Source organism: Lutibacter holmesii (genome assembly GCF_042679665.1).
Classification (GTDB): domain Bacteria; phylum Bacteroidota; class Bacteroidia; order Flavobacteriales; family Flavobacteriaceae; genus Lutibacter; species Lutibacter holmesii.
Genome location: NZ_JBHTMV010000003.1, coordinates 1,198,595 through 1,211,692, shown reverse-complemented (window position 1 = coordinate 1,211,692; position 13,098 = coordinate 1,198,595). Strand labels below are relative to the sequence as shown.

Sequence of the window (13,098 nt, the reverse complement as noted above, 5' to 3'; positions counted from 1 at the left end):
ATGAATAATTTAAAACGCTCAATTGTACATATGGATTTAGATACTTTTTTTGTATCATGTGAGCGCTTAATAGACAGCCGATTAAATAATAAGCCCGTATTAATTGGCGGTACTTCTGACAGAGGTGTTGTTGCCAGTTGCAGCTATGAAGCACGCAAATACGGAGTACACTCTGCAATGCCAATGCGTATGGCTAAGCAATTATGTCCTGAAGCAATTGTACTACGCGGAAATAGCGGTATTTACACAAAATACTCCAAATTAGTAACAGATGTTATTAACGAAAGTGTTCCTTTATATGAAAAAGCATCTATTGATGAGTTTTATATTGATTTAACAGGTATGGATCAATTTTTTGGTTGTAATAAATTGGCTTCAGAATTAAGATCAAAAATTATGAGAGAAACCGGTTTACCCATTTCTTTTGGTTTATCTGCAAATAAAACTGTTTCAAAAATTGCTACTGGCGAAGCAAAACCTAATAACGAGCTAAAAATAAATATGGGTACTGAAAAACCATTTTTAGCACCGCTGTCTGTACGTAAAATTCCAATGGTTGGTCCAAAAACATATAATTCATTGTGTGATTTAGGCATTCGAAAAATACAAACCGTTCAAGAAATGCCTATTACTATGATGACACGTGTTTTTGGAAAACACGGCACTTCTATTTGGAAAAAAGCCAACGGAATAGACAATACACCTGTTATAAAATACCATGAACGAAAATCTATTTCAACCGAACGTACTTTTGATAAAGACACTACAGATATTACCAAACTAAAAAGCATTTTGGTTGCCATGACAGAAAACTTAATTTATCAATTACGAAGAGGAGATAAACTAACTGCCTGCATTACATTTAAAATTAGGTATTCTGATTTTCAAACCTATACCAAACAAAAACGAATTCCTTATAGCGCATCAGACCACGCTATTTTACCTGTTGTTATGGAATTATATAAAAGCCTATACCAAAGGCGTTTATTAGTACGATTAATTGGTGTAAAGTTTAGCCATTTAGTAAACGGAGGACATCAAATAAATTTATTTGAAGACAACGATAAAATTTTAAATTTATACCAAGCCATGGATAAAATGCGTGAACGCTATGGAGACAGAGCCGTAATACGCGCTTCAGGAATGGGAGCCAAAAGTATTAGCAGGTGGAATCCTTTTAACGGTGAACCTCCTCCTCTATTAGCAAATAGGCGAACATAAAAAGTACTAAACAATTGTTACACGTACTTTTTTCTTTTTCAATCTTGTATTATTTAATTTTTTCACCAATTGTTTAGCTATAGAAACAGGAACAGCTACAAAGGTACAATCTCTCTTTAGCTCAATAACTCCTAATTGATCTTTTTGAATATTTCCTTGTTTAAAAAACAAACCGGCAACATCTCCTTTTGAAATTTTATCTTTTTTCCCTCCTGAAATAAATAATGTTTCCCAAAATTGAGGTTTTCTTTCAGTTGTTGTTTTTATATTTTCAACCGGAGAATTTTTAATAAAATCTGGTAATTGTTCTTTATTCCACTTTAAAACATATGCCGTTCCTTTAGAGTTTACACGAGCAGTTCTACCATTTCTATGTGTAAAATCTTCCTTATTTATTGGAAGTTCATAGTGTACAATATATTTCATTTCAGGAATATCAATTCCTCTTGCGGCTAAATCTGTAGCCACAATTATTTGATAAGTTCCATTTCTAAATTTAATTAAAGAACGCTCTCTCTCTTGTTGATCCATTCCTCCTTGAAAACAACCATGACTAATATGATGCTTTTCTAAAAACTCACTTACATTACTAATACTATCTCTTAAATTACAAAATATAATACCTGGCTCGTTTCCTAAAAAGTTAAGCAACTTTAACAATGTATCTAATTTGTTTTTTGAAGGTGAAACAATGGTCTTCATTACTAATTGAGACGATGGTTTTACACTTAAATGATTTAGAATAGTAGGTTTGTTTAACTTTACAAAACTAGGTATTTCGGTTCCTTGTGTTGCTGAAGTTAGTATGCGCTTATTTACATTTGTTAAGCGTTTCATAATGCTTCTCATTTCCTCTTCAAAACCAACTTCTAATGATTTATCAAACTCATCAAGCACTACTGTTTTAATAAACTCTTTTGAAAAACGTTCATTATTAAAGTGATCTATAATTCTTCCTGGTGTTCCAATAAGAATTGCCGGTACATGCTTTAGCTCAATTTTATCTTTTGCCATAGATCTACCTCCGTAAACTGCATTTACCTTATAGCCAGTACCCATAGTTTGAATTACTTGCTCAATTTGAATAGCTAATTCTCTAGACGGCACCACTATTAAAGCTTGTACTTCTTTATTATTAGGGTCTAACGCTTTTATAATTGGCAATAAAAAAGCCAATGTTTTACCTGTTCCCGTAGGAGAAAGCAATATAGTATTTGAAGTTGATTCAATTACAGGAATAGCTTCTTCTTGCATTGGGTTCAACTCAAAAATATTCAACTTTTCTAGAATTGCCTGTTGATCTTTTATAATATTCGCCATTGTTATTTGCTCTTTTTTTTCTTTTTAGACACTTCAGGTTTAGAAATAGCTGCGGTATTTTGAGACAAATAATTTGCCAATACTTTTTCAATTAACTCCTCTTTTGTTAGGTGATGAAATACTGTATGTATTTTATCTTTAAACTCATTAGAAACGGAATGATTTGGTTTTGTTTTAAATATTTTTTTCGCCCATAATAAAGCGTTATTTTCTTCAATACTTTCTGCATTGGCTTTTTCAAACCTAGCAAAAGAAATCCCTAATTCACTTTCAAACTCTGCCAATTCAACAACTTCTTCTTGTTGTAACACCGTTAAAGAAAGTCCGTTTGCTCCTGCTCTTGCAGTACGCCCGCTTCTATGCACATACGTATCAAAAACATCAGGCAAATGATAATTTACAACATATGATATCTCTTTCACATCAATTCCTCTTGCAGCCAAATCTGTAGCCACTAAAATATTAATATGTCCTTCGCGAAATTGCCCCATAATTCTATCACGAATAGGTTGAGACAAACTTCCGTGAATAGCTCCTGATGAAAATTTATTGATAGCTAAGTTTTTAGCTAATTTATTAACCGCTGCTTTTGTTTTACAAAATATAATTCCTCTTTCGCCCTCTTTTGAGTTTAAAAAATGCATTAAAACATTTAATTTCTCAATAGGCTCTACCACAACATATTGATGGTCTATACCTTGGTGTCCGGTTGTTTCCATATTTGAACTTACCTGAACCACATGTTTAGACATATAGTTTTGAACCAATTGCTTTATGGTTCCTGGCATAGTAGCAGTAAACAAAATTGTTCTTCTGTTTTTTGGTAATACACCTACAATTTCATTTAAACCTTCTTTTAAAGAAGTTACCATTTCATCCGCTTCATCTAAAACTAAATAGTTTGCTTTTTTAATATTGATAGCATCACGCTTTATCAAATCAATCAACCTTCCTGGTGTAGCTACAACAATATGAACCGCTGCTATTAACTGCTCAATTTGTGGCTTTATAGGTGTTCCTCCACAAATTGAAACAATAGACACTTTAGGTAAATATGTTGCAAAAGAAATAAGGTTATTATAAATCTGCTGTCCTAATTCTCTAGTCGGAGCAATAATAACAGCTTGAATACTTGTATTTTCAACATCAATTAATTGCAATAAAGGTAAACCAAATGCAGCTGTTTTTCCGGTTCCTGTTTTTGCCAAACCAACAAAATCAGTTGTTTCATTTAATAAAATTGGGATAGATTTTTCTTGAATATCCGTTGGTATTGAGATATTTAAATCTTCTAAACTTTTTTGAAGTGGCGCTAAAATTCCTAAATCGGAGAATGTTTTTGACATAAAATTAATTTGGGCAAAGATAGTTACTCTAATGATGCGAATTACATAGAATTATACAATCTGTAAATTTATGTAATCTTATTAATTTCAACCTTTTATCTACAATTTAATTGACACTATTTCAGTATATTCGTAATCAACTAACTATTTTACAATGAAATCTTTCAAATTAAAAAAAGCAGTAATCACCGGTGGTGCTTCAGGTATTGGAAAAATTATGACTCGTTTACTCTTAGAACGAGGAGCTGAGGTTATTATTTGGGATATTGATCAATTAAAAATTGATGCTACTATTGCTGAATTTTCTTCGCTTGGAAAAATTTACGGATTTCAAATAGATGTATCTAATAACGCGCAAATTAAAGCAACTGCCAAAAGAGTAAAACAAGAAATTGGTATTGTTGATTTACTTATAAATAACGCAGGAATAGTTGTAGGAAAATACTTTCATGAACATACAAAAACTGACATTACAAAAACAGTAGCAATTAATGCCACAGCGCCAATGCTTGTAACACTTGCTTTTTTAAATGATATGCTTGCTCAAAACTCAGGACATATTTGTAATATTGCATCTTCAGGAGGTTTAATTTCTAATCCAAAAATGTCTGTATATGCAGCAAGTAAATGGTCGTTAATAGGCTGGTCTGATAGTTTACGTATTGAAATGAAACAGTTGAAAAAGAAAGTACATGTAACCACAATTATGCCTTATTATATAAACACAGGAATGTTTGATGGTGTACAATCAAAATTACCAATTTTAGAACCAGAACCAACAGCTCTCACCATTATAAAAGCAATTGAAAAAAATAAAAGAATGCTCACCATTCCTGGGTATATTTACCGAGTTACTAAATTAGGGCAAGCAATTATGTCTATAAACGTATTTGATTGGTTTGCTGGCAGCGTTTTAGGTATTTATAAAACAATGGAACATTTTACAGGGCACAAAAAATAATTCATTTCTAAAAACAAGAATATGATGGAAGAAACTACCGAAAAAACAATAGTTGAGCATTTAAAAAGGCAACGCACTTTTTTTTCTTCTAACCAAACAAAATCAATTCCTTTTAGGCTGAAACAACTTCAAAAATTAAAAAATGTAATTCTTACATCTTCAAAAAAAATAGAAGCAGCCTTATGGGAAGATTTGCATAAGTCACCCGAAGAAGCATATTTAACAGAAATAAGTATTGTTCTTCAAGAAGTAAACTACCACATAAAACATTTAAAAAAATGGGCAGCGCCAAAAGCTGTTTCTTCACCTATACATTTGTGGCCATCATCAAGCAAAATTATGTTTGAACCACTTGGGGTTTCATTAATTATTGCTCCATGGAATTATCCGTTTCAGCTACTTTTTAACTCATTGGTAGGCTCAATATCTTCTGGTTGCTGCTGTATTTTAAAACCTTCACCAGATACACCAACTATTGCAAAAGTAATGGAGGAAATGATTGAAAAAACTTTTGACCCCAACTATATAACTTTAGTGCAAGGAGGTAGAGAAACAAACACATTATTACTTAAACAGCGTTTTGATATTATCTTTTTTACTGGAAGTTCAAACGTTGGAAAAGTAGTAATGAAAGCTGCATCTGAAAATTTAACACCAGTTGTATTAGAATTAGGTGGTAAAAGTCCGTGTATTGTAGATTGTGATGCAGATATTGAAATTGCAGCAAAACGAATAGCTTGGGGAAAACTTATAAACGCAGGACAAACTTGTATAGCTCCAGATTATATTTTTGCACACGCATCAATTAAAGATAAATTATTGCAAAAAATAGCACAAAACATACATCAAATGTATGGAGATGCTATTAAAAATAGTCGTTTTTATCCTCGTATTGTAAATGAGCGCGCAATGAAACGATTGGAAACTCTACTAAAACAAGGGAAAATTTATACTGGAGGAATAGTTGACCATACCGAAAAGTATATTTCACCCACAATTATTGATGAAGTTCAGCCAGATTTTTTAATTATGCAAGAAGAAATTTTTGGACCTATTTTACCTGTACTAACATTTAATCATATTGATGAAACAATAGCCTACATTAACCAAAATGAAAAACCATTAGCATTTTACTACTTTGGTAAAAATAAAAAAGCAAAAGAAGTTTTAGAAAAAACTAGTTCAGGTGGCGCGTGTATAAATGATACACTTATGCATATAACCAATCACAATTTACCATTTGGCGGTGTTGGAAACAGCGGAACAGGAAAATATCATGGAAAACAAAGTTTTTTAGCTTTTAGCAATCAAAAAGCTGTTGTTAAAACACCTACGTGGATTGATATTCCTTTAAAATATGTTCCTTTCAAATATTTTAAGTTGATTAAAAAAATTATTTAATTTTAGTTTTAAAAGAGTTTCACCTATAAAAACAGTCTTAATTCAGCCTAAAAAACAGTAACAATTGTTACTTAAAGGAAATAATTTATAAGAACTGACAAAAGTCATATTTCTAACTAAATAAACGTTTTAAATTTACACCATAATTCAATTACTTATTTATTTAAGTAATGTTTTTGATTTTTTTAGTTAGTAGTAAAATAAAAAAAGAGAGTTTACCCAAACTCTCTTTTTTATTGTTTTATAAAGTCTTTTCTTTACAAAGCTACCACAGAATTTAACTCTGCTCCCAATCCACTATTGATGTACTTATCAGCACAATCATCATTTACCCATTTTTCACCATCCAATAAATATTTGAATTGAAATTCCTTTTCAGAAGGTAAATCAATAGTAACTTTAAAAGTACCATTTTTTAATTTTTTCATCTGCACAGGTTCTGCAGTATTCCAGTTATTGAATTCACCTAATAAATCTACTTTGCCAGCACCAGCTACAGCTTCTTTATCCATTGAAAATGTAACTTTACAAACTGGCTTACTTTTTAAGTATTGCTTTTTTAAACTCATAATTTTGGTGTTAAGTTTTACATGTCAAAGTTAACCTTCAATAACTCAACAATGTACAACTCTATTTTCATATTTATATACTTTTTTACCACACAAATCAATAATTAACCACTAAGGGTTAAATTTATATAGACTCATTATAAATAAGGTCAATTTAAACTATATTTCGGATAATTTTGCAAACAAACCTTGTAATAGCAAGGGATTCCTATTAAATAACCTAAATTTTAGCGACCTTGTTTAAACAGTGATTTTTTGACTATTTTTTTAAACTTACCAAAAGTTAAAACGCTTCAAAAATTTTGCTATAAACTTAGATTAGTAGTTATTTCAACTTCCTAAAACAAACAAAAATTTACTTTTAAAACGTTTTATTTCTACTCTAATAAATCTTAACTTCAATAATTTTAGCAGTTGATTTAAAATCACTTTTCTTTAAGTTCATTTGATCACTAGTAATCTCTAACTCACCTTTTGTAAAATCATTCTTACTTAAAATAAATAATCCGTTTACACTTTTTGTTTCTAAAACGTACAAATCTCCTACATACGTGTACCAAAGTTTATATGCTGGGTATGCTGCAATAAATTCTTCAATTGTTGATGAAACTCCAATACCTTCAGTAGTTTTAAACTTAGGTGATAAAACGATTACTTCATTTATTTTTTCAACAGTTTTATCTGTTTCAATAGAAGCTACAGTTTTTAAATCCAATAATTTTTCATTGTTTTCTATAACCGTATAAACAGTTTCCTCTTCTTCATTTCCTTCTACCATTTTAGTCACAATATTTTTTTCTAACTCAAAGGCATCATTAGCAGTTGGTAATACAATTTCGCTTCCAATTTTAAAATCTCCTGCTGCATTAGTTGAAATTGTAAAATTTTGAATTGCCTGTTTTGCAACTTCAACTTTTTTAGACTCAACATCTTTCTTTTTTTCTTGATTTGAATTTGTGTTACAGCTAACTAAAACACTTATTACTAAACCAGCAAATAACATTTTTAATTTCATATTTTTTTCATTTTTCAGGTTCCTATTTTTCAAAAATAGATTTTCAAAAAATAACAGGAACTGATAAAATTCATCTTAATTGTACTTTTTTATCAATATAAGAAGTGTTTATCTTATCACTATAATCATACTGTTTGAAATGAATACCCACAAAAAAACCTCACAAGAAATAATCTTGTGAGGTTTTCAATATTAAATTTTTTTATTTTTAAATAATTTCAGCAGATAAACCTCTGTTTAACAATTTTGTACAACGTGGTTCTAAGTCTTTATATTCACCTGTTTTTACCGTGCATTTTCCTTTATAATGTACTAACATTGTACATTGTTCTGCTTGCTCTAAGGTATGGTCGCAAACCTCAATTAAAGCATCAATTACAAAATCAAATGTGTTTACATCATCATTAAACAACACAATTTCATTCAAATTTGTTTCTTGCTCTAAAACATCAACCTCTTCTTGTATTTTTTCTTTTGTACTCATTTTCAACTTCTAAAATACTAATTATTTAATATACTTCAAAGAAACCCAATTATTTCGCTCTATAGTTTTATCTAATTTTAAACCATATTTTGAAACTTCAGCATCAATTATTGAAATATCCTCTTTATAAAATCCGCTAAACAAAATTACACCACCCTTATTTAAGCAATTCATATAAGCTTCCATATCATTCAACAAAATATTTCTATTAATATTTGCAATAATAACATCGTAACTTTTGTCTTTTAATAGCGTTGCATCTCCTTCAAAAACTTCAATATGCTGACAATTATTTCGCTGAACATTTTCAATTGAATTTTCATAGCACCAATTATCAATATCAATTGCATCAATTGGATGTGCACCTTTCATTTCAGCAAAAATGGCTAAAATTCCAGTTCCGCAACCCATATCTAACACTTTTTTATTGGTTAAATCAAGATCAATTAATTGCTGAACCATCATATGCGTAGTTTCATGATGACCTGTACCAAAACTCATTTTAGGCTCAATTACAATATCGTATTTTAAATTTGGATTTTCGTGAAATGGTGCACGAATACTTACCAAATCATCTACTTGAATTTGATTGAAATTCTTTTCCCATTCACTGTTCCAATTGGTTTGTTCAATTACTTCTTCAACATATGAAATTTCAAATTCATTAGAATTTAATATTTGAATATCTTCTAAAATAGTTGCATTCCAATCTCCTTCTTGAATGTAAGCCGTTACACCGTCTTCATTTTCAACAAAACTTTCAAAACCTTCTAGCCCTAATTGAGCAATTAAAATCTCAGTTGCTGGTTCTTTCGGACTAATTTTAAACGTGTAACCTATATAATTTACCATAATTTATGTATTCAGAATGCAAAAATACGGTTTCCTTTCAAATGAAAGAAAACCGTATTGTATTTTGTTATTATTTTAACGTTTATTTAAAATGATTGTACTAGCGCTAAAAAGTCTGCTGAATTTAATGCTGCACCTCCAATTAAACCACCATCAACATCAACTTTAGAGAAAATTTCTTTAGCATTTCCTGGCTTCACACTTCCACCATATAAAATTGATACGTTTTCAGCAAGTTCAACATTGTATTTTGCTGCAACAATTTTACGAATAAAAGCATGCATTTCTTGTGCTTGTTCAGGAGAAGCAGTTTCACCTGTTCCAATAGCCCAAACTGGTTCGTATGCAAGTACAATATTTTTCCAAGCATCAGCTGGTAAATGAAATAATCCGTTTTTTATTTGACTTTCAACAACATTAAAATGATTGTTTGATTTTCTATCTTCTAAAACTTCACCAAAACAAAAAATCACTTCCAATCCGTTTGCCAAAGCAGAATTCACTTTTTCAGCTAAAATGGCATCTGTTTCACCAAAATATTCGCGTCTTTCAGAGTGCCCTAAAATAACAGATTTTAACCCTAATGAAGTTAACATTTCAGCAGAAATTTCTCCTGTATATGCTCCACTTTTTGCTTGATGCATATTTTGAGCTGCTACTTCAACTGCAGATCCTTCAGTAACTTTTACAACTTCACTAATATTTACAAAGGTTGGAGTAACAATTACTCTTGTATTATCTAAAGTTAAATCTTTAACTCCATTTACAATTTCGTTTGCTAATTGTGTAGATTCTTGAACGTTTTTGTTCATTTTCCAGTTTCCTGCAACTATTTGTTTTCTCATGATTTTAAATTTTTATAATATTTTGGTTTACCCAACAAATTTACCACTTTACCTACTAAAAACGAGTTAAAAAAGAGATTGTTTCCGCAATCGTTTTCGACTGAGAATCAAGTTAAAACCTTTATTTAATTCTAATTCTTGGATCTAAAATTCCGTATAAAATATCCACTAAAATATTAATAATAATAAACATGGTAGCAATTATTAAAACACTTCCCATTATTACTGGTAAATCTAGCGTATTTAAAGCATTTACAATTTCTTTACCTAAACCATTCCAATTAAAAATGTATTCTACAAAAACAGCACCTGCCAATAAGGAAGCAAACCAACCAGATACTGCTGTAACAACCGGATTTAAAGCATTTTTTAAAGCGTGGGTTTTTATTATTTTAAACGTTGAAAGGCCTTTTGCTTTAGCCGTTCTAATATAATCTTGATTTAAAACTTCCAACAATGAATTTCGGGTTAATTGAATGACCACTGCTAGTGGCCGAATACCCAAAACTATTGAAGGTAAAATTAAATTTTTCCATTGAATAAAAATATGTTCGCCAAAATCATCAACTGCGTACAAACTTCCGGTCATGTTTAAATGGGTATATTTTCGCCACACAAAACCAAATAACCAAGCAAATAATATTGCTGAAAAGAATGATGGCACACTCATTCCCAATGTACTTACTACCGAAATTAAACGATCAAAAAAAGTATCTTTATACAATGCTGAAAGTATTCCGAAAAAAACACCAATTAAAATGGCAATAGTTATCGCTGAAACGGCTAAAATTGCAGTGTTTGGTAAAGTTTCACCAATTACTTCAGAAACCTTTTTATCATTCTTTTGAAATGATTTTCTTAGGTAAGGATACTTCAATACAATCGTTTTATTTCCTACTGAAAACAGTTGTGTATAACTAAATGTATTCTCTTTTAAAAACGTGTAATTTTCAGGGTTTTTACTATGAATTGATAAGGGCGATAAATCATTTAAATAATATAAATACTGCACGGATACCGGTTGATCAAATCCATATTTTTTACGAATATTAGCTAATTGCTCAGTATCCTCTCGCTGGTCTAACATCATTCTAGCAGGATCACCAGGTAAAATATTAAACAAGAAAAATATAACCGTTACCACTCCAAAAAGCGTTAACACACCATAAAAAAATTTATTTACTATATAATTTATCAATGAAAAGAATATTTGATGAACAAATATAACTTAAAGTATTAAAATTACTACTTTTGCTGAACTCTTTATTTAAAGTTATGAATAGACAAGAACTTATTGATCAAATTCAACTAAAAAAATCATTTTTATGTATTGGTTTAGATGTTGATATTACAAAAATTCCAGCACATTTATTAACCGAAGAAGATCCTATTTTCGCATTTAATAAACAAATAATTGATGCCACTGCACACTTAGCGGTTGCCTACAAACCAAATACTGCTTTTTATGAAGCCTACGGAATTAAAGGTTGGAAAGCATTAGAAAAAACGATTAATTACATCAACGATAATTACCCTGAAATTTTCACAATTGCTGATGCAAAACGAGGAGACATAGGTAATACTTCAACTATGTATGCCAAAGCTTTTTTTGAAGATTTAAATTTTGATTCGGTTACTGTTGCGCCTTATATGGGAAGTGATTCGGTTGAGCCTTTTTTAGCTTTTGAAAACAAAACTACTATACTGTTAGCATTAACATCTAACAAAGGAGGTTTGGATTTTCAGGGATTAAAAACTGAAAACAACGAATTGTACAAAGAAGTATTAAAAACAGCTATTACTTGGAAAAACTCTGAAAACTTAATGTTTGTTGTTGGAGCTACCAAAGCTGAATATTTTTCAACCATAAGAGAAATAGTTCCTAATCATTTTTTATTAGTACCAGGAGTTGGTGCACAAGGCGGAAACTTGCAAGATGTTTGTAAATACGGTTTGAATAAAGATTGTGGGTTGCTTATAAATTCTTCAAGAGGAATTATTTACGCCGGAAATGATGAAAATTTCGCCATAAAAGCGCAAGAAGAAGCTCTAAAACTACAACAAGAAATGGAAATTATTTTAAATGAAAACAATTAAAGATCAAATTGGTAGAGAAATTACCTTAAAAACTACACCTAAAAGAATTGTTTCTTTGGTTCCTTCTCAAACTGAATTATTGTACGATTTAGCTCTTGAAAACGAGCTAATAGGAATAACCAAATACTGCGTACACCCATTTCAATTAAAATCTATTAAAACAATTGTTGGAGGCACCAAAAAAGTTGATTACGAAAAAATTAAAGCTTTAAATCCTGATTTTATTTTATGTAACAAGGAAGAAAATGCATACGATATGCTTCCTGAATTAGAAAAAATAGCTCCAACTTATTTTTCTGATGTAAATACTATTCAACAGTCTGTAGATTTAATATTAAGATTAGGTTCTATTTTAAATAGAAGAACTGAAGCTGATAACTTAGCGCATAAAATAGAGTTTAAACTTAATGATTTTAAACAGTTTATAGCAGACAAACCCATAAGAAAAGTTGCTTATTTTATTTGGGCAAAACCGTGGATGGTGGTTGGAAACGAAACCTACATAAATGAAATGCTTGAATTAAATAAATTCGAAAATATTTATGCAAATATGAGTCGTTACCCTAAGGTTGAAATTAATAAAATTAGACATGAAGGTGACCCTGAAGTTATTTTTTTATCTTCGGAACCATATGATTTTAAAGATGAACACGCTATGGAAATAGCCTCTTTTACCAACCGATCAATCACTGTTTTTGCTGATGGAGAAATGTTTAGTTGGCCTGGTTCTAGAATGTTATTGGCGTTTGAATACTTTAAAAAATTACATGAAAAATTAGAAAGTCATTTCTAATTAAGCTCACCAGTTTTTTTGTTATAACCATACGGACAATGTTTACATCCGTTTTTACAACAATATCCTCTTTTTAGGTGATATTGTTCAGTAAAAACACGGTAACCTTGTTCGTTTTCGTAGTAATCTCCTTCTTCTAAAGGTTGTAATCTATTAAATTCCATTTGGCGAATATAAAAAAAACGTTCTGAAAA

At 30.3% G+C, this 13,098-nt stretch carries 14 protein-coding genes; 5 read left to right on the top strand and 9 right to left on the bottom strand.

The annotated features are described in order from the left end of the window. Positions 1-1,221 carry a DNA polymerase IV gene (gene dinB, locus ACFQ5N_RS08145; protein ID WP_386808992.1) on the top strand — a complete coding sequence of 407 codons (1,221 nt, stop codon included), beginning with the start codon at positions 1-3 and terminating at the stop codon, positions 1,219-1,221. Between the two features lie 6 nt (positions 1,222-1,227). On the opposite strand, the gene ACFQ5N_RS08140 is transcribed toward dinB, so the two are convergent. Continuing rightward, on the bottom strand, positions 1,228-2,541 hold the full coding sequence (locus ACFQ5N_RS08140; protein ID WP_386808991.1) for a DEAD/DEAH box helicase: 1,314 nt from the start codon (positions 2,539-2,541) through the stop codon (positions 1,228-1,230). A gap of 2 nt (positions 2,542-2,543) precedes the next feature. Further along, positions 2,544-3,887 carry a DEAD/DEAH box helicase gene (locus tag ACFQ5N_RS08135; RefSeq protein ID WP_386808990.1) on the bottom strand — a complete coding sequence of 448 codons (1,344 nt, stop codon included), beginning with the start codon at positions 3,885-3,887 and terminating at the stop codon, positions 2,544-2,546. Positions 3,888-4,041: 154 nt separating this feature from the next. Between ACFQ5N_RS08135 and ACFQ5N_RS08130 the strand changes: the two genes are divergently transcribed. Then, a complete protein-coding gene (locus ACFQ5N_RS08130) occupies positions 4,042-4,848 on the top strand; it encodes an SDR family oxidoreductase (protein ID WP_386808989.1) in 807 nt (268 codons plus the stop codon). A 21-nt stretch (positions 4,849-4,869) separates the two neighbouring features. Further along, the gene (locus ACFQ5N_RS08125) at positions 4,870-6,249 is read left to right on the top strand and encodes an aldehyde dehydrogenase (protein WP_386808988.1); all 1,380 of its coding nucleotides are present in this window, start codon (positions 4,870-4,872) and stop codon (positions 6,247-6,249) included. Between the two features lie 257 nt (positions 6,250-6,506). Here the strand turns inward: ACFQ5N_RS08125 and ACFQ5N_RS08120 are convergent, their stop codons facing one another. From ACFQ5N_RS08120 to ACFQ5N_RS08095, 6 genes are all read right to left on the bottom strand, one after another. Then, on the bottom strand, positions 6,507-6,818 hold the full coding sequence (locus ACFQ5N_RS08120) for an isoamylase early set domain-containing protein (RefSeq protein ID WP_386808987.1): 312 nt from the start codon (positions 6,816-6,818) through the stop codon (positions 6,507-6,509). A 382-nt stretch (positions 6,819-7,200) separates the two neighbouring features. Continuing rightward, complete coding sequence (locus tag ACFQ5N_RS08115; protein WP_386808986.1) at positions 7,201-7,833, bottom strand: hypothetical protein; 633 nt, start codon at positions 7,831-7,833, stop codon at positions 7,201-7,203. 208 nt (positions 7,834-8,041) lie between these two features. Next, the gene (locus ACFQ5N_RS08110) at positions 8,042-8,317 is read right to left on the bottom strand and encodes an ATP-dependent Clp protease adaptor ClpS (RefSeq protein ID WP_386808985.1); all 276 of its coding nucleotides are present in this window, start codon (positions 8,315-8,317) and stop codon (positions 8,042-8,044) included. A 21-nt stretch (positions 8,318-8,338) separates the two neighbouring features. Next, the gene (gene prmA, locus ACFQ5N_RS08105) at positions 8,339-9,169 is read right to left on the bottom strand and encodes a 50S ribosomal protein L11 methyltransferase (RefSeq protein WP_386808984.1); all 831 of its coding nucleotides are present in this window, start codon (positions 9,167-9,169) and stop codon (positions 8,339-8,341) included. Between the two features lie 86 nt (positions 9,170-9,255). Beyond that, positions 9,256-10,014 (bottom strand): triose-phosphate isomerase, encoded by a 759-nt coding sequence (gene tpiA, locus ACFQ5N_RS08100; protein WP_386808983.1) that lies wholly within the window; start codon positions 10,012-10,014, stop codon positions 9,256-9,258. A gap of 121 nt (positions 10,015-10,135) precedes the next feature. Continuing rightward, the gene (locus ACFQ5N_RS08095; RefSeq protein ID WP_386808982.1) at positions 10,136-11,212 is read right to left on the bottom strand and encodes an ABC transporter permease; all 1,077 of its coding nucleotides are present in this window, start codon (positions 11,210-11,212) and stop codon (positions 10,136-10,138) included. Positions 11,213-11,289: 77 nt separating this feature from the next. Between ACFQ5N_RS08095 and pyrF the strand changes: the two genes are divergently transcribed. Together pyrF and ACFQ5N_RS08085 are read left to right on the top strand one after the other, a co-directional pair. After that, a complete protein-coding gene (gene pyrF, locus ACFQ5N_RS08090) occupies positions 11,290-12,111 on the top strand; it encodes an orotidine-5'-phosphate decarboxylase (protein ID WP_386808981.1) in 822 nt (273 codons plus the stop codon). Next, positions 12,098-12,904 (top strand): ABC transporter substrate-binding protein, encoded by an 807-nt coding sequence (locus tag ACFQ5N_RS08085; RefSeq protein WP_386808980.1) that lies wholly within the window; start codon positions 12,098-12,100, stop codon positions 12,902-12,904. The genes pyrF and ACFQ5N_RS08085 overlap by 14 nt, the downstream gene beginning before the upstream one ends. Here the strand turns inward: ACFQ5N_RS08085 and ACFQ5N_RS08080 are convergent. Beyond that, positions 12,901-13,068, bottom strand: coding sequence for a DUF5522 domain-containing protein (locus tag ACFQ5N_RS08080; RefSeq protein ID WP_386808979.1), 168 nt, complete (start codon positions 13,066-13,068; stop codon positions 12,901-12,903). The two genes, ACFQ5N_RS08085 and ACFQ5N_RS08080, sit on opposite strands and share 4 nt — an antisense overlap. Between the last annotated feature and the right edge of the window lie 30 nt (positions 13,069-13,098).

What these genes read in the sequence shown, in the direction of transcription:
- pyrF (WP_386808981.1), top strand. Translation starts at nt 11,290, where the DNA reads ATGAATAGACAAGAACTTATTGATCAAATTCAACTAAAAAAATCATTT.
- ACFQ5N_RS08140 (WP_386808991.1), bottom strand. Translation starts at nt 2,541, where the DNA reads ATGGCGAATATTATAAAAGATCAACAGGCAATTCTAGAAAAGTTGAAT.
- prmA (WP_386808984.1), bottom strand. Translation starts at nt 9,169, where the DNA reads ATGGTAAATTATATAGGTTACACGTTTAAAATTAGTCCGAAAGAACCA.
- ACFQ5N_RS08135 (WP_386808990.1), bottom strand. Translation starts at nt 3,887, where the DNA reads ATGTCAAAAACATTCTCCGATTTAGGAATTTTAGCGCCACTTCAAAAA.
- ACFQ5N_RS08115 (WP_386808986.1), bottom strand. Translation starts at nt 7,833, where the DNA reads ATGAAATTAAAAATGTTATTTGCTGGTTTAGTAATAAGTGTTTTAGTT.
- ACFQ5N_RS08085 (WP_386808980.1), top strand. Translation starts at nt 12,098, where the DNA reads ATGAAAACAATTAAAGATCAAATTGGTAGAGAAATTACCTTAAAAACT.
- ACFQ5N_RS08080 (WP_386808979.1), bottom strand. Translation starts at nt 13,068, where the DNA reads ATGGAATTTAATAGATTACAACCTTTAGAAGAAGGAGATTACTACGAA.
- dinB (WP_386808992.1), top strand. Translation starts at nt 1, where the DNA reads ATGAATAATTTAAAACGCTCAATTGTACATATGGATTTAGATACTTTT.
- tpiA (WP_386808983.1), bottom strand. Translation starts at nt 10,014, where the DNA reads ATGAGAAAACAAATAGTTGCAGGAAACTGGAAAATGAACAAAAACGTT.
- ACFQ5N_RS08130 (WP_386808989.1), top strand. Translation starts at nt 4,042, where the DNA reads ATGAAATCTTTCAAATTAAAAAAAGCAGTAATCACCGGTGGTGCTTCA.
- ACFQ5N_RS08110 (WP_386808985.1), bottom strand. Translation starts at nt 8,317, where the DNA reads ATGAGTACAAAAGAAAAAATACAAGAAGAGGTTGATGTTTTAGAGCAA.
- ACFQ5N_RS08125 (WP_386808988.1), top strand. Translation starts at nt 4,870, where the DNA reads ATGATGGAAGAAACTACCGAAAAAACAATAGTTGAGCATTTAAAAAGG.
- ACFQ5N_RS08120 (WP_386808987.1), bottom strand. Translation starts at nt 6,818, where the DNA reads ATGAGTTTAAAAAAGCAATACTTAAAAAGTAAGCCAGTTTGTAAAGTT.